We start from the raw sequence: 17,955 nt of genomic DNA, 5'->3' as shown, positions 1-17,955 counted from the left end.
TTCCCCAACGCTCATGGCGGGGCTGGGCTTGTCAGCTATGCCAGATCGAGCCCAGCCCCGCGGTGAGAAAAAACGAATTTACAGACGAGGCCGGACCCGGCATCCTCTGGGGGACGACACATAAAGGAGAGCAGTCATGTCAGAGCAGGCCCTGGAGCAGTGGCTAGGCAAGACCGAACACATTGCTGACACGCTGGACCCGGCGCACGCGCAGCGTATTGCCGCCACGCTGGGCGCTCCCCTGGCGGGCGATGCCTTGCCGCCGCTGTGGCAGTGGGCCTATTTCATCAAGGCCGTCGACCCCTGCGGCATCGGCCTGGATGGCCATCCGGCGCGTGGCGGTTTTCTGCCGCCGGCCGATGGCCGCAACCGCATGTGGGCGGGCGGGCGCGTGAATTTTCATTCGGCCTTACGTATCGGCCTGCCGGCCGAGCGTGTGTCTACCGTGATGGATATCCAGGAAAAAACAGGCCGCACCGGCCAGTTGCTGTTTGTCACCGTACGCCATGAGTATCTGCAAGATGGGCGGGTGGCCATCTCCGAAGAGCAGGACATCGTCTATCGCCAGCCCACGCCGCCCAAGCTGCAAGGCAGCGAACCGGCAGCTCAGGGACAGTGGCGCGAAACCATAGCGCCCGATGCGGTATTGCTGTTTCGCTATTCCGCCGTAACCTTCAACGGCCACCGCATCCATTATGACCATCCCTATGTGACCGAGGTCGAGGGCTATCCCGGTCTGGTGGTGCATGGCCCTTTGATCGCCACATCCATGCTGGCGGCCTTTTGCCGCGCGCATCCCGCAGCGCGCCTGAAGCACTATGCCTATCGTGGACTGCGGCCGCTCATCTCGCCGCAAGCTTTCGAGGTGTCCGGCCTGATCGAGGCGCCCGGACAAGCGCGCCTATGGGCCGCGCAAGACGGCACGCTGGCGCATCAGGCCGAATTGCGCTTCGAAGCCTGAGCGCGTCCCGGCCTCTGGACGGCATTGCTGTCGTCAGTCTGGAGCCGGCCACCGCTGCGCCTTTTTGCCCCCGGCAACTGGCGTGAGGGGGGCAGTCCGGTCGGGCCTATCCCGTCTTTCCTGCCGCCGACGCGCAGCAATGCCTTTAGCCCGCCTAAGGATGCTGTGCCGGCCGCGGGTGAGCATGCCGACGCGGTGTTAGCATCGCTGGAGTACGCGCCCGATGAGGTGGCGCGCCTGCATGCCGAGGAGGTCGTGTAATGCCCCCAGTCATTCGTACTGCGCTCTTCGTACCGGCCACCCGGCCCGATCGCATTCCCAAAGCCCTGGCCACCGGGGCCGACGTTGTCATCGTCGATCTCGAAGATGCCGTCGAGCATCTTGCCAAAGACAGCGCCCGCACCGCCCTGCTGGGCTTTCTGAACAGCCAGCCGGATGTCCGTCTGTGGGTGCGCGTCAACGACGCCAGCACGCCCTGGCATGACGCCGATCTGCGCGCCTTGCGCGGGCGGGCAGGCGTCAGCGGCATCGTGCTGCCCAAGGCCGAGAGCCTGGCCCAGGTCCGGCATGCGGCCCAGACCAATATCCCGGTGATTCCCATCATCGAGACGGCCCGTGGTGTGCTCAATCTGGCCGAGATCGCCGCCACGCCCGGGGTGCAGCGGCTGGCTTTCGGCTCGCTGGATTACTCGCTCGATCTTTCCATGACGCCCGATACCGAAGGCGCCGATCGGGTGCTAGACCACGCCCGGGTGCAATTGCTGCTGCATGGCCGCGTGGCGGGTCTGGCGCAGCCGCTGTATGGCGTGTTTCCGGGCATTCAGAACACCTCGGGCCTGCGCGCTGCAGCCATTCGCGCTCGCGATATGGGTTTTGGCGGCCTGCTGTGCATTCATCCCACCCAGGTGCCGGTCGTGCATGAGGCCTTTCTGCCGCCCCTGGCCGATCTCGAATGGGCGCGGCAGGTCGTGCGCGCTCACCGGGAGGGCGGTCAGGCCGCCTTCAAACTGGACGGGAAAATGGTTGACGCGCCCGTCATCGGCCGCGCTCGCCGCCTGTTGCAGCAGGCAGGCGAGAGCTGCTGAATCCCGCTTATGGAAACGCTGCACCATCTATTGCTGACCTATGGCGCCTGGCTGTTGTTCGCCTGCCTCTATCTGGAATCCATGGGCGCGCCCGTACCCGGCGAGTCCGCCGTGGTGGCGTCTTCTTTGCTGGCCTTGCATGGCGAGATGTCTTTCCCCGGCATGCTGATCGCCGTTTTTCTGGGAGCGGTGCTGGGCGATTGCACAGGCTATGCCATTGGCCGTTTCGGAGGCCGCCGTTTGTTGCTGCGTTACGGACATTTCGTGAAAATCACCCCGGAACGCCTGGCGAGCCTTGAAGCGCAATTCCGCAAGCGGGGCGTCTATGTCGTGATGGGTGCGCGCTTCGTGGTCGTGCTGCGTCAACTCAATGGTCTGATCGCCGGTTCGGCAGGCATGCCGTTTCATCGCTTTCTGGCCGCCAACATCGTCGGCGCGCTTGCCTGGACCGCTGTATGGGGGGCCGGTCCTTACTTGGTGGCCGATGTCTTTCAGCCCCTGCTGCACTGGTGGCATTCGCGTTGAGATTTCCTGTCGTATCGCCCTCGGGATGCTTTCGGCTTGCTGTCATGAGCGATTAACTTTCGCTTCTTAGGATCTTGCTTTTCCAATGGCCTAACTCCCCGACAGGAGCCCAAATGAGCAAGTCCATAACAGACAAGATCGTCCGCAATCCGAGCGGCAACCGGCCTTTCAGCGACATTCTTGAGCGCAATTTGTCGCGCCGCGCCGTGATGCGGGGCAGCCTGGTCGCCTTGGCCGGAATGAGCACCCTCGGCCTGGCCGCCTGCGGGGGGAGCGACGATGAGGATGACGCCGCTACGCCCGCCAAGCCCCAGGCCGCGCTCAAACTGGGTTTCCAATCGCTGCCGGCTTCCATGACGCATGCCTGTGTCGTGCCGGCTGGTTACGTCGCGCATGTTCTGGGCGCCTGGGGCACGCCGCTCAATGACAATGCCCAGCCCTGGGACAAGGACGGCAATAACTCCTCGAATGACTTGCTCAATTCGACCGGCATGCACCACGACGGCATGCATTACTTCGCCTTGGAAGGCAGTTCGAACGAAGGCTTGTTGGTCGTCAATCACGAATACATCGACCAAGCCGCGCTGCATCCCAACGGCCCGACGGTGCTTGCAGGCAAGCGTCCGGTCGAAGAGGTGCGCAAGGAAATCAATGCCCACGGCGTGGCGGTGATGCATATCCGCCGCCAGGGTGGGAAGTGGTCTATTGTGCCGAATTCGCGCTTTAACCGCCGTTTCACGTCGGCAACGCCCATGAAGCTGAGCGGCCCGGTCGCGGGCACCGACTGGGTCAAGACGCCGTACTCGCCCAATGGCTCGACCGTGCGCGGCACCAACAATAATTGCGGCAATGGCACGACGCCCTGGGGCACTTACATCACGGCCGAAGAGAATTGGGCCGCCTGCTTCGTCAATACGGCCCCGCGTCCGCCGCACCAGGTGCGTGTCGGCGTGGCGACCGCCCGAGGCCGTTATCAATGGGAAACCGCGGCCAATGATCCGTCCGAGCAACAGGGCGAGTTCGCCCGCTTCGATGTGACGCCTACCGGGGGGGACGCCACGCAGGATTGGCGTAATGAGGTCAATGGTTTCGGCTATCTGGTTGAAATCGACCCCTATGATCCGGCCAGCATCGCCACCAAGCGCACCGCCATGGGCCGCTTCGCGCACGAGGGCTGCACCTATAGCAAGCTGGAAGCCGGCAAGCCAATTGCTTTCTATACCGGCGATGATTCGCAATTCGAGTATCTGTACCGCTTCGTCTCCGAGGCGGTCTGGGACCCCAAGGATGCCCAGCGCAGCGACCGTCTGACCGTCGGCGCTAAGTATCTGGATCGGGGCACCCTGTATGTCGCCCGCTTTGATGCCGACGGCAGCGGTGTGTGGCTGCCGCTTACGCCCGAGACGGTCGGTCTGGATGGCGTGCGCACGCTAGGTCAGGAGTTCGGCGCGCTGGAGAACATCCTCATCAACACCCGCGCGGCGGCCGATTTTGTCGGCGCCACCCCGATGGACCGCCCCGAGTGGACGGCCACCCATCCCAGCAATGGCGATATCTATCTGAGCCTGACCAACAACACCGCGCGCAACGCCAGCAAGGGCACCAATCCGGCCAATCCGCGCCTGAATAATGTCAATGGCCATATCGTGCGTTGGCACGATGAGCCCGGCTCCACCCAGTTCAAGTGGGATATTTTCCTGTTTGGTTCGAGCGCCGGCGCGGATGCCGACACCAACCGTTCCGGCCTGACGGCGCTCAATGAGTTGGCCAGCCCCGACGGCCTGGCTTTCGATGACCGGGGCATCCTCTGGATTCAGACCGACAACGGCATCGACAATGGCCGCAAAAATGATGTGGCCCGGACCGTTAACGATCAGATGCTGGCCGTGATTCCGGGTTCGCTGGCCCATAGCAGTGGCAGCGGTCCTGCCATCAATGCCGCCAATCAGGCCGATCTGCGCCGCTTCTTTGTCGGCCCGGATGAGGCCGAAATCACCGGCTTTGCCTTCATGCCCGACTACACAGCCATTTTTCTGAACGTGCAGCATCCGGTGAACTGGCCGGCCTATGGCACGGATGACGCCACCCAGACGCCCACGGGCAGGGTGCGTCCGCGTTCATCGACGGTCGTGATCCAGCGCGCCGACGGTGGCCAGGTCGGCGTCTGATCGCAGGGTTTGGGAAAGGGGCGAGGGCCTGCCGGCCTTTTTTATCATGCAGCGTGCAGGGCGGCGGCGATGTCTGGCACGCTGCGCACCTCGGCGTGCTTGACGAGGATTTTGTCGAGCAGGACGCGATGCACCTCCGGGTCGCTATCGGCGCATCCCTCGCGCGCCACGACGATCCGGTAATCCAGGTCAGCGGCCTGCCGCAGGGTCGAGAGCACGACGCCCGAGGTGCTGATCCCGCAAAGCACCAGGGTGTTAATGCCCTTGGCCCGCAGCAGGGTGTTCAGGTCCGTTTCCGAGAAGGCGCCGTAGCGATGCTTGATGACCACGGGCTCTCCGTCCTTTGGCGCGACGGCCGGATGGATGGCGGTGTCCGCCGCGCCCTGCATGAAGCGTCCCTCTGCCTTCATGCCCGAGAAAACCCGGTTATTCGGGCTAACCTCAGGGTAGCCAGGCCGAAAAGAGAGCGTGACGTAGATGACCTGCGTGCCTGTCTCGCGGGCGGCTGCGAGCATCTGCGCCGTCGCGCAGAGCGCTGCGCGGGCCTGGTCTGCGCAAAGCGTGTTGTCCAGAATGCCGTGCTGATAATCCATTACCAGCAGAGCGGCGTTGACGGCCGCGATGGCGTAGGGCTTGGTCATGGGAAGGCTCACCAGGAAAAGAGCGCAGGATCGCGCTGTTCAACAGTAGAGCACGGCCAGGCCGATCCGTGGCCCTATAAGCGTTCGATGGCCTGATCGTTCAGTGCCCGCAGCAGGTCGCAGTAAGTGCCCTGGGCAAACCGCAGCGTCGGCGCGATGTCGCGCAGGGGATAGAGCACGAAAGCCCGTTCATGCAGTCGCGGGTGCGGCAGCACAAGGCGGGGCGTGTCCATGACGAGATCGCCATAGATCAGCAGGTCTAGATCCAGGGTGCGCGGCGCGTTTTTGTAAGGGCGCTGGCGGCCGTGGCAGCGCTCCAGATCCTGTAGGGCATCGAGCAGTTCCAGCGGCGTCAGCGTGGTGTCCAGCGCGGCGGCGGCATTGGTGAAATCCGGACCGCTGGCCTCTACCGGCGCCGAACGGTAAAAGGGCGAGGCTTCGCAGCGCCTCACCCCTGACAAAGCGGAAATTTCCGCGAGAACGGCGCGCAGCGTGGCAGGGCCGTCTCCGAGATTGGCGCCCAGGCCGATATAGGCGCGCACGCTCATTCTGCGGGGCTGGCGCGGCGGCGGCGCGGACGGCGGCGGCGGCGGGCCGTGCCGCTGCTTTCTTCGGGGGCGTTTTCACGCGGTTGGTGGGAGGCCTCCTCGATCATCTCGGCGCGCGTCGCATCATCGGCGTTGGCGAGATCCATCCACCATTGGGCCAGCACGCTGTCGAACTCGCCGGCGGCGGCGCGCAACTGTAGAAAATCGCAGGCGGCGCGAAAGCGCGGCTGTTCAATCAAGCGATAGATGGTCTTGCCGCCACGGCGTTCAAAGCGCGGCTGCATGAACCAGATCTCGCGCATGTCGGAAGAGAAACGGCGCTGGATGGCGAGTTTTTCTGTCTGCTCGTCCAGCACCGAGTCGGCCGCCTGCACCAGCGAGGGAATGTTGTGGTCGCCTTGGCCGCGCAGTTCCTTCCAGCGCGACTCGACCTGTTGCCACAGCAAGGCGGCGAAGAGAAAGCTGGGGCTGATCGTTTTACCGGCGCGCACGCGGGCGTCGGTGCGCTCCAGGGCCAGTTCGACAAAGTGCTCGCCGCCGGGCTGCTCCAGCACGACATCGAGCAGGGGCAGCAGGCCGTGGTGCAGGCCATCGGCGCGCAACTGGCGCAGGCAGTCCATCGCATGACCGCAGGTCAGCAGCTTGAGCATTTCGTCGAACAGACGCGAGGCCGGCACGTTTTCGATGAGCTCGGCCATGGTGGCGATAGGCTGGCGCGTGGCCGGATCGATCGTGCCATTGAGCTTGGCCGCAAAACGCACGGCGCGCAGCATGCGCACCGGGTCTTCGCGGTAGCGCGTGACCGGATCGCCGATCATGCGGATCTGACGCTTTTTCAGATCCTGCACCCCGTTGTGGTAGTCGATAACCTCTTCGGTGTGCGGGTCGTAGTACAGCGCATTCATGGTGAAATCGCGCCGCGCCGCGTCTTCTTCGTGGCTGCCGAACACGTTGTCACGCAGAATGCGGCCGTGCTCGTCGGTTTCCTGCTCGGCCGAGGCCGGAGCGCGGAAGGTGGAGGTTTCTATGATCTCTTGGCCGAAGACGACATGCACCAACTGGAAGCGCCGGCCGATGATGCGTGCGCGGCGGAACAAGGGGCGGATCTGCTCAGGCGTAGCATTGGTGGCGACGTCAAAATCTTTGGGCTCCAGGCCCACGATCAGATCGCGCACCGCGCCGCCCACGATATAGGCTTCGTAACCATGCTGGCGCAGCACTTCGCAAACTTTGATGGCATGGCGCGAGACGTTACGGCGATCAATGCCGTGGCGCTCTTGCGCGATGCGCTGCGGGCCTCGGTTGACCGGGCCGAACAGGCGTCCGACGAATTTTCGTATGGTGTCGGTGATCATCAGGACTTGGTGTCTACGAGATAGTCGAACAGATCCAGCACTGGCCATCCGCGTTCTTGCGCGGTCTGGCGCAGACTGGCGCTGGGGTTGGTGGCGACAGGGTGGGTCACGACTTCCAGCAAAGGAATGTCGTTGGACGAATCACTGTAGAAATAGGATTCGGCAAAATCAGCCAATGACAACTGGCGGTCTGCCAGCCATTGCTTGACCCGCAGCACCTTGCCTTCCTTGAAGCTGGGCGTGCCCTCGATGCGTCCAGTGTAACGGCCATTGCGATACTCGGCATCTGTGGCGATCAGGTGAGGGATGCCGAAGGCGCGCGTGATGGGCGCGGTGACAAAGCCGTTGGTGGCCGTGACCACGATGCACAGATCGCCCGCGCTCAGGTGCTTGCTGACCAGCTCGATGGCGGCGGGCAACATGGCCGGACGGATCACCTCGGTCATGAAGGTTTCGTGCCAGGCGGCCAGATCGACCGGATTGTGCGCGGCCAGCAGGCCCAGCATGAATTCGGCCGCCTGCTCGGCGGTGAGTTCGCCGCCGTTGTAGCGGTCCATCAGCTCGTCGTTGCGGCGGCGTGCTTCATCCGGGTCACCAGCCCGGCCCGTTCGAGCCAGGTAATCGGCCCATTGATAATCGCTGTCCAAGGGCAGCAGGGTGTGATCCAGGTCGAACAGGGCGATGCGGCGGGGGCTCATTTGACTTGAGATTCGGCAAGCATGGCGCGTAAAAGCGCCGTGGTGATGGGGCGGCCTGTGGCCAGGGAATAGCGATCCAGCGCGTCCAGGAGCGAGGCCAGCTTGCGGATGTCGCGCTCATGGTGCGTGAGCATCCAGTTGATGACTTCTGGCGCCAACTGCAAGCCGCGGTCTGCGGCTTGAGCCGAGAGCGCGGACAATTTGTCTGCATCCGAAAGAGGCTCAAGGCGGAAGACCAGATCCCAGCCGAGGCGGGTGCGCAGGTCTTCGCGCAAGGGCAGCGACATGGGGGCCCGGTCGCCGGCCACCGCCAGCGCGAAGGCGCGGTCGGTCGCGGCGGATTCGCGCCAGCGATTGTACAGGGCGAATAGCGCCGCCTGCCTGGCTTTATCCATTAAATGCACATCATCGACGGCGATGATGGCCGGCATGGGCGCCGTGGAGTCGGCCTCGGCCAGTTGGCGCAGCAGCTTGGGCCCGCTGGCCGCGTCGATGTACACCGCGTTGGGGCGCAGTCCGCGCAGCAAATGGGTACGGCCGCTGCCTGCCGGGCCCCACAGATAGACAGCGCGTCCGGGGGCGAGCGCGCGAGCGGCGGCCAGAGCCTCGCCATTGGGGCCGGCAATGAAGTTGTTCAGCGAAGGCGCTGGCGCAGGAAGTACGTCGAGCAGCAGCTGGCGGTTCATTGGAATTGCGATAAAACGGGCTGGGAGCGGGCTGACCCTGAACTTTAAACTACGAAAGCCATCGCCGTCTTACAAAGGTGGCGCCAGGAACGTTAAACCGGCACCTAAAGAGAGAAAGGCCCGGAAAAGCCCGAAAAAGCGAGGAAAAACACGGCCAGAAAGCGAGAAATCGGGCGTCGCGGCCTGGCTCGCCTGCCGCATCCTCCCGCTTCGTCTAAAATCCCGGGCTAGCTACTTCCAAAACCCGCAATTGTTACATACCCCACGGTTTTTCTCATGACTAATGAACATAGCGCTCCCCTGACCTACCGCGACGCCGGGGTCGATATCGACGCCGGCGATGCGCTGGTCGACCGCATCAAGCCCCTGGCCGCGCGCACCATGCGCCCGGGTGTGCTGGCGGGCATCGGCGGTTTCGGCGCCCTGTTCGAGGTGCCCAAGAAATACCGTGAACCGGTGTTGGTGTCGGGAACCGACGGCGTGGGCACCAAGCTGCGTCTGGCTTTCGACTGGAACCGCCATGACACCGTCGGTATCGATCTGGTGGCCATGAGCGTGAACGACATCCTGGTGCAGGGCGCCGAGCCGCTCTTCTTCCTCGATTACTTCGCCTGCGGCAAGTTGTCGGTCGATACCGCCGCCGCCGTCGTGGGCGGCATCGCCCGTGGTTGCGAGCTGGCGGGCTGCGCTCTGATCGGTGGCGAAACCGCTGAAATGCCCGGCATGTACCCGGACGGCGAATATGACCTCGCCGGTTTCGCGGTTGGCGCGGTCGAAAAAACGGCCATCATCGATGGCAAATCCATTCAGCCCGGCGATGTGGTGCTGGGTCTGGCCTCTAGCGGCGCGCACTCCAACGGTTATTCGCTGGTGCGCAAAATTCTGGAGCGCGCCGGCGCCCGTCCGGATCAGGACTTTCACGGCCAGCCGCTGGTCGATGTCGTCATGGCGCCCACGCGCATCTATGTGAAGCAGGTGCTGGCGGCCCTGGCCGAGCATGGCACGGCCATCAAGGGCCTGGCGCACATTACGGGCGGCGGTTTGCTCGACAACGTGCCGCGCATTTTGCAGCAAGGCCTGTCGGCCAAACTCTATCGCGACGGCTGGCAGATGCCCCAGTTGTTCCAGTGGTTGCAGCAGCAAGGCGCCGTGGCCGACTCCGAGATGTACCGCGTCTTTAACTGCGGCATCGGTATGGTGCTGGTGGTTGCGGCCGATCAGGCCGACGCCATTTCCGCCACGCTGCGTGCCCAGGGTGAAGCAGTCAGCCGCCTCGGCGAGATCGTGCCTCAGCAAGACGGCATGGCCCAGACCTTCGTGGTCTGAGGTTTGTTGGGCAGGAGGCGGCAGCCCGCTGCTTGCCGCCTTCGCTCAGCCGGGCAAATAGCGCGCGGCGATATCCACGACGCGCGCGGCCGTGCCCGCGGCCAGACAATCCACGATCACACGCTCAGGCTGGGCGCGCAGCCATGTCAGTTGCCGCTTGGCCAACTGGCGCGTCGCTGCGATGCCTTGTTCGCGCGCCTCGTCAAACGAAACCTCCCCATCCAGATAGGCCCACATCTGCCGGTAGCCCACGCAGCGCACCGAGGGCAGGCCGGGGTGCAGGTCAGTGCGTTGTTTCAGGCTGCGCACTTCCGCTTCCAGACCGGCTTGCAGCATGGCGTCAAAGCGCTGCGCGATGCGCGCATGCAAGCCGGCGCGATCGGAGGGTTCCAGGCTGATCGTCACGAAGCGTAGATCGGACGGCGCCGGACGGCGCGTGCCGGTCAAGAGCGCTGACATGGCCCGCCCGGACAGTAAACAGACTTCCAGCGCGCGCTGTATGCGCTGGCTGTCATTGGGTGACAGGCGGACGGCGGTGATGGGGTCATGCCGCGCCAGCTCGGCATGCAGCGCCGGCCAGCCCTCGTTTGCGGCCCGGGCTTCGAGCTCGGCGCGCAGTACGGGGTCGGCCTGAGGCAGGTCATCCAGGCCTTCACGCAGGGCCTTGTAATAAAGCATGGTCCCGCCGGCCAGCAAAGGAATGCGGCCTCGCGCCTGGATGTCCTCGATCAGGGCCAGCGTGTCGGTCCGAAAGTCGGCGGCCGAATACGCCTGGGACGGGTCGCGGATGTCCAACAGGTGCTGCGCCACCTGCGCCTGTTCGGCAGCAGAGGGTTTGGCCGTGCCGATATCCATGCCACGGTAAATGGTCGCGGAATCGACATTGATGATTTCCAGCGGCCAGCGCTCAGCCAGTGCCAGGGTCGCGGCGCTCTTGCCGGCGGCGGTCGGTCCGGCCAGGCAGATCAGGGGGAGGGTGTTCATGCTTATTGGCCGCGCAGGAAAAGTTTGTCCAGATCGTTGACCGTCCACTGTATCCAGGTGGGCCGGCCATGGTTGCATTGGTCTGCGCGTTCGGTCGCTTCCATCTGGCGCAGCAGCGCGTTCATTTCCTCGATCGTCAGGCGGCGGTTGGCCCGCACCGAACCGTGGCAGGCCATGGTGGATAGCAGCTCGTTGCGTTGCTCGGTCAAAAGCTGCGATGCGCCTACGGCGCCTAGGTCGCGCAGCACGGCGCGGGCCAGGCCTTCGATGTCGCCCCGCGCCAGCAGGGCCGGCACGCTGCGCACCGCGATAGAGGTCGGGCCGGAGGGCCGCATCTCGAACCCCAGTTCGCTGAGCTGTTCCGCATATTCTTCGGCCAGGGCGACGTCTTTTTCCTGGGCGTGAAACACGACCGGCACCAGCAGGTCCTGACGCGGCAGGCTGCGTTCGTCGAGCGCGTGCTTGAGCTGTTCGTAGACGACGCGCTCGTGCGCGGCATGCATATCGACCAGCACTAGGCCGCGTGCGTTCTGCGCCAGGATATACACCCCGTGCAACTGGCCCAGAGCCATGCCCAGGGGGTGTTCTTCCTCGCTGACCAAGCGGGCGGGGGCCGCCGCCTGAGGCCGGTCCGCCGTCTGGGGCGTGGCGCCGGGTTCGGCCAGCGGGCGATAGAGCGATTGCCAGTCGCGCGCCGAGACGCCAGCCGGCTCTTGCAGTCGGAAGGGCATCTGGCTGTGCGGCCGGGACGGGTAAGGCGCGGCCGGGGGTTGGGCGGGCGCCGAGGGGAGCGCCGCAGCAGGAGAAAGCGATGGGGGGGGAGGCGTCTCGGGCCTTATCGGCTCAGGCGGCGGATCTTCGGCATCGAGCGCCTGCGCGCCGCCGGTCTGCGCCAGGGCCTGGCCAACCACTTGAGAGACGAAGCGGTGGACTGCGCCGCTGTCGCGAAAACGCACTTCATGCTTGGCCGGATGCACGTTGACGTCCACCGCCGCCGGATCGACCTCTAGATACAGCACATAGGCCGGCTGGCGATCGCCATGCAGAACGTCGGCGTAGGCGCTGCGCAAGGCATGGCTTACCGTCCGGTCGCGCACATAGCGGCCATTGACGTAAAGGTATTGGCGGTCGGCGCGGGCCCGGGCCGCCGTGGGCCGGGTCACCATGCCCATCAGGCCGATCGCGCCATAGCGTGTGTCGACCGGCAGCGCCTGGCCAGCGAACTCGGCGCCCAGCACATCACGAATGCGCTGGCCCGGATCGGCGGGCAGCCATTGGCGCTGCGCTTTGTCGTGGTGAAACAGCCGGAAAGCGATTTGCGGATTGGCCAGGGCGATGCGTTCGAGCGCATCCAGGCAATGGCCGAATTCGGTGGCCTCCGAGCGCAGGAACTTGCGGCGCGCCGGCACGTTGTCGAAAAGCTGGCGCACGTCGACGGTCGTGCCCGGCGGGCCGGAGGCCGGGCTGATTTCGCCGCTGCTGGCGTCGATTTGCCAGGCATGGTCGCCGTTGCGCACACGCGAAATAATCGTCAGGCGCGCCACCGAAGCGATAGAGGCCAGGGCTTCACCGCGGAAACCCATCGAGACCACCGACTCCAGTTCGGATAAGGAACGGATTTTGCTGGTGGCGTGCTGCGCGACGGCAAGCGGCAGTTCTTCGGGCGGGATGCCAAAGCCATCGTCGCTGACCGCGATGCGGCGGATGCCGCCGCCTTCGAGCCGGATCTCGATGGCGCGCGCACCGGCGTCGATGGCGTTTTCCAGGATTTCCTTTAAGACGGACGCCGGGCGCTCGATGACCTCGCCGGCCGCAATCTGGCTGATCAGCAGGTCGGGGAGTTGGGCGATGGGGCGTCGTTCAGACATGGTGGCGCAATCCAGATTCAAGGGGCTGGCTCGATTTTAGCCCCTGTGCCGCTGGGCTATAGTGTCTCTTCTTTTTTGGGTATGGGTTTTCGAGGCCGGCGCAGACAATGGAATTTCTCAATATGATCCTGCACATCGATCAGACGCTGGGCGTCTGGGTCGATCAATACGGGGTGTGGGTGTATCTGGTGTTGTTTCTGATTGTTTTTGCGGAAACCGGGCTTGTGGTCTTCCCGTTTCTGCCGGGGGACTCTCTGCTGTTTATCGCAGGCGCTTTTGGGGCGACTGGGGCGATTGATCCCGTCCTGCTCGCCATCCTGCTCATTGTGGCGGCAACGACCGGCAATACCCTGAATTACTGGATAGGGCGTTCGCTCGGGCCCAAGGTATTCACCATGAATGTGCGCTTTCTGGACCGGGGGGCGCTGCTCAAGACCCATCTGTTCTATGAAAAGCACGGCGGCAAGACCATCGTCATGTCGCGCTTCATTCCCGTGGTCCGCACCTTCGCGCCCTTTGTGGCCGGTGTTGCGCAGATGGCGCAGGGACGCTTTCAACTCTTCAATGTGGGCGGCGCCATTCTTTGGGTGCTTGGCCTGATTGCCGCGGGCTATTTCTTTGGCAATATCCCCATCGTCAAAAACCATCTCAACACCATTGTCTTGCTGGGGCTGGCCGCCGCTATCGTGCCGGTGGTGGCGGCGGGCGTCTTGCGCTTTGTGCGCAGCCGTCGGACACACTGAGCCGGGCGTGCTCTCTCGCTGTCCGGTGACGCCGGCCAGCTCGGGACAGATAACGCGATCCCCTCGAGGATCGCGTTTTTTAGCAAGCTCAGAACTGCGCGGCGACAGCGATCCCCACCGTGATCGACACGAGCGAGAACAGCGTGCTCAGCAGTACCGTGGAGGCAGCGTCGTCCATATAGGCCTGATTGGTGACGGCCAGCGCAGGCACGGCGGTTGCCGTGGGCAGCACACCGATCAGAAAGGCCGAGATCAGCAGGTCGCCCTTCAGGCCCAGCGCTAGGCCCATGCCCAGGATGAGCGCAGCCTGCAGCACGTTCTTGACCAGTACGTTGAAAACCAGCTCGGGGCGGATTTTGAGCTTTTCTCCCGACAGGAACAGGCCCAGGAAGAACAGCGCTACGCCGCCTGCTGTTTTGCCCAGTTCATTGACCGAGTTTTGCAGCAGTTCGGGCAGCTTGATGCCGGCCACGGCCAAGATCGCGCCCAGAATGGGTAGAAAAACCAGGGGTTGCGAAACGGCATGCCAGAGGGACTTGAGCGGGCTGGCGCCTTTCTGGCGGCCGCCCAGGGCCAGCAAAGCCAGCGGGATGATGATGACTGTATAAATCAGGTTGCCGATCACCATGGCGATCAGGCCCGCCGAGCCGACGGCGGCTAGCAGCACCGGAGGCCCGCAGTAGGCCATATCCGGGAACGATGCCGACAGAGCCTGCATGGTGGCGTCGGTATGGGTGTGCTTGAAAATCAGCTTCCCGGCGATATAGGCCACGATATAGCTGCCGATCAGGCCCACGGCCAGCGACAGCGCGTAATCGACGTTCAGGATAGCGGAGGGCGAGGAGGTGGCCGCCGCCAGAAACAGCGCCAAGGGCAGGGCGATTTTGACGACGAAGTCGGCGAAGGCCTGGGCGTACTCGCGTTTGACGAAGTGATAGCGGCCTGACAGCCAGCCAACCAGAAACCCCAATACGATCGGCCCCAAGGCCGCGAGCATGGTGTGCACCATATCGAAGATATCCCCTTGTTGTCATGATGGGGCGGGGGTCTTTCGAGCTATTCCCCCGCCTCTTTCATCCAAAGCCGCTGCGGCGAGCCTAAGGTGTCAACGCCCCGACAGATTGACCCTGGCCAGATCGATCACGTCATGCATGCGGCCGTCCATTACGGCGCGCAGCCCCCAAAGGCTGAAGCCCTTGACCTGCTCCAGCCCGATGGTGGGCGGTAGCACCAGCTCTTGTTTGGCGGTCATGACATCGAGCAGCGCCGGGCCGTCGTGGGCCAGCACCTCGTCGATGGCGGCCGGCAAGGCGGCCGGGTCTTCGACGCGCACGCCATGGATGCCGACCGCCCGAGCCACGGCGGCAAAGTTCGGGTTGTCGAGATCCACGCCGATATTCACAAAGCCGGCAGCCTTCATTTCCAGCGCCACAAAGCCGAGCACGCCGTTGTTGAACACCACCACCTTGATGGGGATGTTGTGCTGTTTGAGCGAAATCAAGTCGCCCATCAGCATGGAGAAACCGCCGTCACCCGAGAAGGTCACGACCTGGCGTCCGGGCTGGGCATATTGGATGCCGATGGCCTGCGGCATGGCGTTGGCCATGGAACCATGAGCGAGCGAGCCGATCAGACGGCGCTGGCCATTCATTTTCAGATAGCGCGCCGACCAGACGATGCAGGTGCCGACGTCTGCGGTGACGATGGCGTCGTCGTCGATCTTGTCGCTCAGCAGCCGGGCCAGATACTGCGGATGGATAGGGCCGCCCGGCTTGCCCTGCGCCAGCTCGTCCAGCCCTTCGCGGGAGCGGGCGTAGTGCGCCAGCGCCCTGTCCAGAAACTGGCGATTCTGGCGAGCGGCCAGCTTGGGCAGCAGCGCATCTAGGGTCAGGCCGATATCGCCCACCACGCCCAGGGTGAGCTGGGCACGCCGGCCCAGGTGTTCGGGCCGGATATCGATCTGCGCGATCTTGATTTTTTCGGGCAGAAATTGTTTGTAAGGGAAGTCGGTGCCCAGCATAAGCAGCAGATCGCAGTCATGCATGGCGGCATAGCCGGACGAGAAGCCGATGAAACCCGTCATGCCGACATCGAAAGGATTGTCGTATTCGACATGCTCCTTGCCGCCCAGCGCGTGGACGATAGGGCTTTTCAGCGCATCGGCCAGCTGCATCAGCTGCGTATGGGAGCCTGCGCAACCGCGTCCGGCGAACAGTGTGATGCGCTGGGTGCCATTGAGCAGATCGGCCAGCTCGTCAATCTCGGCTGGCGCAGGTGTGATGCGCGGTTGCGGCGGCAGCAGTCCCCGGCGCGGCGTGACCGCCTTGACCGGCGAAGCGCGCAAAGCCACGTCGCCCGGCAGCACAATCACGGCCACGCCGCGCTGCCCGACTGCGGCGCGGATCGCGTTGTCTAGCACATAGGGCAATTGGCCGATGTCCGAGATCAGCTCGCAATAATGGCTGCACTCGCGGAACAGCTCTTGCGGATGGGTTTCCTGGAAATACGCGCCGCCGATTTCGCTGGAGGGGATGTGAGCCGCAATCGCCAGCACCGGGGTGCGCGTGCGGTGCGCATCGAACAGGCCATTGATCAAATGCAGATTGCCTGGGCCGCAAGAGCCCGCGCATACGGCCAGCTCGCCAGTGACCTGCGACTCGCCGCAGGCGGCGAAAGCCGCCACTTCCTCATGGCGCAGCCCCACCCACTCGATAGCGGGACGCTCGCGCACGGATTCGGTCAGCCCGTTCAGGCTGTCGCCGACTACGCCGTAAATGCGTTTGACGCCGGTCTCGATCAGGGTTTCGATGACCAGATCGGCTACGTTTTTGATTGTCATGCCTGCCTCACACGTAATCGAGATTCAACACGGACGCCGTTGACTTGCGGATGCTGAAGCAGGCTTCGGCATCGGTCTTCAGGTCCACACCATAGGTCGGGATCACTGTTTTCAGGCGCGGCAGCCAGGCGTCTGCGGTCAGCTTATCGGCGAAGCATTTTTGCAGCACTTCCAGCGCGATGAAGGCGGCGGTGGAGGCGCCGGGCGAAGCGCCCAATAGCGCCGCGAAGGAGCGATCGGCCGAGGTGACCAGCTCAGTGCCGAACTCCAGCACGCCCACCTTGTCCGTGCCGGGCTTGATGATCTGCACGCGCTGGCCAGCAACTGCGTGAGTCCAATCATGGTTGCGCGCCTCGGGGTAGTACTGGCGCAGCATCTCGAACTGATGGCCGGCGCTTTGCAGCACTTGCGATACGAGATATTCCGTCAATGGCCAGTTATCCTTCGCCACATCCAGCATGGGCAGGACATTGCCGGGACGCACCGAGCGGAACAGATCGGTCAGCGAGCCATGCTTCAGAAAACGCGACGAGAAGCCGGCGTAGGGGCCGAACAGCAGCGAACGCTTGCCGCCGATGATGCGGGTGTCCAGGTGCGGCACCGACATCGGGGGCGAGCCGTGCGGCGCCTTGCCATAGACTTTGGCGTGATGCCGCTCGCTCACGCTATCGACATCGCAGCGCAGCCAGATGCCGCTGACTGGGAAGCCGCCGTAACCGTGGCCCTCCGGAATACCGGATTTTTGCAGCAGTTCGATCGCCCCGCCGCCGGCGCCGACGAAGACGAATTTGGCCTGTATCGTCTGCTGCGCTTTGCTGCCGCTGTCGCGGATGCCGATGCGCCAACTGCCATCGCGCTGGCGGGCGAGATCATGCACATGCTTCAGATAGTGCACCTCGAAACCGGCCTGTTCCGTAAGCGACTTGATGAGCAAATGCGTCAGCGCGCCGTAGTCCACATCCGCGCCGGAAACGATGCGGGTGACTGCAATCGGCTCATTGCCGCTGCGGCCTTGCATCACGAGCGGCACCCATTCGGCGATCTGCTTGGGGTCTTCGCTGTATTCCATGCCGCGATAGCAATGGTGCGCCGACATTTCCTTGAAACGCTGGCGCAGGTATTTGACGTTGTCTGCGCCCCAGACCATGCTCATGTGGGGGCAGGGGTGAATAAAGGCCTGCGGATTGGGAATCGCGCCCGTTTTCACCAGATAAGACCATAGCTGGCGCGACAGATCGAACTCAGTGTTCACCTCCAGGGCTCTGGAAATATCGACCGTGCCATCTGGGCGCGGCGGGGTGTAGTTCATCTCGCAATTGGCGGCATGTCCGGTGCCCGCGTTATTCCAGCCGTTGGAACTCTCCATCGCGCAATCATTCAGCGTCTCGAGCATCACGATTTTGAGCGAGGGCTCCAACGCCTTCAGCACCGTGGCCAGCGTGGCGCTCATGATGCCTGCGCCTATCATCACAATATCCGCCCGCTCGGGCAGATTGCTTGTCGTGGTCATGACGACTCCTCCGGCGTG

17 protein-coding genes are annotated in these 17,955 nt (G+C 63.8%); 7 read left to right on the top strand and 10 right to left on the bottom strand.

The features are described 5' to 3' along the window. Positions 1 to 136: 136 nt before the first annotated feature. The 5 genes from U0029_RS13895 to U0029_RS13875 all read left to right on the top strand — a co-directional run bounded on the left by U0029_RS13895 (position 137) and on the right by U0029_RS13875 (position 4,739). Entirely contained in the window at positions 137 to 961 is an 825-nt protein-coding gene (locus U0029_RS13895; RefSeq protein ID WP_114852440.1) for an FAS1-like dehydratase domain-containing protein, read from the top strand. A gap of 24 nt (positions 962 to 985) precedes the next feature. Continuing rightward, positions 986 to 1,222, top strand: coding sequence for a hypothetical protein (locus U0029_RS13890; protein ID WP_236824205.1), 237 nt, complete (start codon positions 986 to 988; stop codon positions 1,220 to 1,222). Further along, positions 1,222 to 2,046 (top strand): HpcH/HpaI aldolase/citrate lyase family protein, encoded by an 825-nt coding sequence (locus U0029_RS13885; protein WP_012416411.1) that lies wholly within the window; start codon positions 1,222 to 1,224, stop codon positions 2,044 to 2,046. Before U0029_RS13890 ends, U0029_RS13885 begins: the two co-directional genes overlap by 1 nt. Positions 2,047 to 2,055: 9 nt before the next feature. Further along, positions 2,056 to 2,571, top strand: coding sequence for a DedA family protein (locus U0029_RS13880; protein ID WP_114852439.1), 516 nt, complete (start codon positions 2,056 to 2,058; stop codon positions 2,569 to 2,571). Positions 2,572 to 2,684: 113 nt separating this feature from the next. Beyond that, on the top strand, positions 2,685 to 4,739 hold the full coding sequence (locus tag U0029_RS13875; protein WP_114852438.1) for a PhoX family protein: 2,055 nt from the start codon (positions 2,685 to 2,687) through the stop codon (positions 4,737 to 4,739). 44 nt (positions 4,740 to 4,783) lie between these two features. On the opposite strand, the gene U0029_RS13870 is transcribed toward U0029_RS13875, so the two are convergent. The 5 genes from U0029_RS13870 to hda form a co-directional block, all read right to left on the bottom strand. Further along, positions 4,784 to 5,380, bottom strand: coding sequence for a cysteine hydrolase family protein (locus tag U0029_RS13870; RefSeq protein WP_114852437.1), 597 nt, complete (start codon positions 5,378 to 5,380; stop codon positions 4,784 to 4,786). Positions 5,381 to 5,454: 74 nt separating this feature from the next. Further along, positions 5,455 to 5,928 carry a 2-amino-4-hydroxy-6-hydroxymethyldihydropteridine diphosphokinase gene (locus U0029_RS13865; RefSeq protein ID WP_114852436.1) on the bottom strand — a complete coding sequence of 158 codons (474 nt, stop codon included), beginning with the start codon at positions 5,926 to 5,928 and terminating at the stop codon, positions 5,455 to 5,457. Further along, the gene (gene pcnB, locus U0029_RS13860) at positions 5,925 to 7,283 is read right to left on the bottom strand and encodes a polynucleotide adenylyltransferase PcnB (protein WP_012416416.1); all 1,359 of its coding nucleotides are present in this window, start codon (positions 7,281 to 7,283) and stop codon (positions 5,925 to 5,927) included. The genes U0029_RS13865 and pcnB overlap by 4 nt, the downstream gene beginning before the upstream one ends. Then, positions 7,283 to 7,981: an HAD family hydrolase gene (locus U0029_RS13855; RefSeq protein WP_012416417.1), complete on the bottom strand. Its 699-nt coding sequence runs from the start codon at positions 7,979 to 7,981 to the stop codon at positions 7,283 to 7,285. The genes pcnB and U0029_RS13855 overlap by 1 nt, the downstream gene beginning before the upstream one ends. Continuing rightward, positions 7,978 to 8,667, bottom strand: a complete 690-nt coding sequence (hda, locus tag U0029_RS13850) for a DnaA regulatory inactivator Hda (RefSeq protein ID WP_012416418.1) — start codon at positions 8,665 to 8,667, stop codon at positions 7,978 to 7,980. The genes U0029_RS13855 and hda overlap by 4 nt, the downstream gene beginning before the upstream one ends. A 276-nt stretch (positions 8,668 to 8,943) precedes the next feature. On the opposite strand from hda, the gene purM reads away from it, so the two are divergent. Further along, positions 8,944 to 9,993: a phosphoribosylformylglycinamidine cyclo-ligase gene (gene purM / locus U0029_RS13845; protein WP_114852435.1), complete on the top strand. Its 1,050-nt coding sequence runs from the start codon at positions 8,944 to 8,946 to the stop codon at positions 9,991 to 9,993. A gap of 45 nt (positions 9,994 to 10,038) precedes the next feature. Here purM and miaA read toward each other — a convergent pair whose 3' ends face one another. Continuing rightward, positions 10,039 to 10,977: a tRNA (adenosine(37)-N6)-dimethylallyltransferase MiaA gene (gene miaA / locus U0029_RS13840; protein ID WP_114852434.1), complete on the bottom strand. Its 939-nt coding sequence runs from the start codon at positions 10,975 to 10,977 to the stop codon at positions 10,039 to 10,041. Positions 10,978 to 10,979: 2 nt separating this feature from the next. Then, on the bottom strand, positions 10,980 to 12,845 hold the full coding sequence (mutL, locus tag U0029_RS13835) for a DNA mismatch repair endonuclease MutL (RefSeq protein WP_114852433.1): 1,866 nt from the start codon (positions 12,843 to 12,845) through the stop codon (positions 10,980 to 10,982). A 107-nt stretch (positions 12,846 to 12,952) separates the two neighbouring features. On the opposite strand from mutL, the gene U0029_RS13830 reads away from it, so the two are divergent. After that, a complete protein-coding gene (locus U0029_RS13830; protein WP_012416422.1) occupies positions 12,953 to 13,588 on the top strand; it encodes a VTT domain-containing protein in 636 nt (211 codons plus the stop codon). Positions 13,589 to 13,676: 88 nt separating this feature from the next. Here U0029_RS13830 and U0029_RS13825 read toward each other — a convergent pair whose 3' ends face one another. The 3 genes from U0029_RS13825 to mqo form a co-directional block, all read right to left on the bottom strand. Further along, positions 13,677 to 14,597 (bottom strand): AEC family transporter, encoded by a 921-nt coding sequence (locus U0029_RS13825; RefSeq protein WP_012416423.1) that lies wholly within the window; start codon positions 14,595 to 14,597, stop codon positions 13,677 to 13,679. A 96-nt stretch (positions 14,598 to 14,693) separates the two neighbouring features. Further along, complete coding sequence (gene poxB, locus U0029_RS13820) at positions 14,694 to 16,427, bottom strand: ubiquinone-dependent pyruvate dehydrogenase (protein WP_114852432.1); 1,734 nt, start codon at positions 16,425 to 16,427, stop codon at positions 14,694 to 14,696. A gap of 7 nt (positions 16,428 to 16,434) precedes the next feature. Beyond that, a complete protein-coding gene (mqo, locus tag U0029_RS13815; RefSeq protein WP_114852431.1) occupies positions 16,435 to 17,937 on the bottom strand; it encodes a malate dehydrogenase (quinone) in 1,503 nt (500 codons plus the stop codon). Between the last annotated feature and the right edge of the window lie 18 nt (positions 17,938 to 17,955).

The sequence above is a fragment of the Bordetella avium genome, from assembly GCF_034424645.1.
GTDB lineage: Bacteria > Pseudomonadota > Gammaproteobacteria > Burkholderiales > Burkholderiaceae_B > Bordetella > Bordetella avium.
This window is presented reverse-complemented; position numbering and strand designations above follow the sequence as displayed.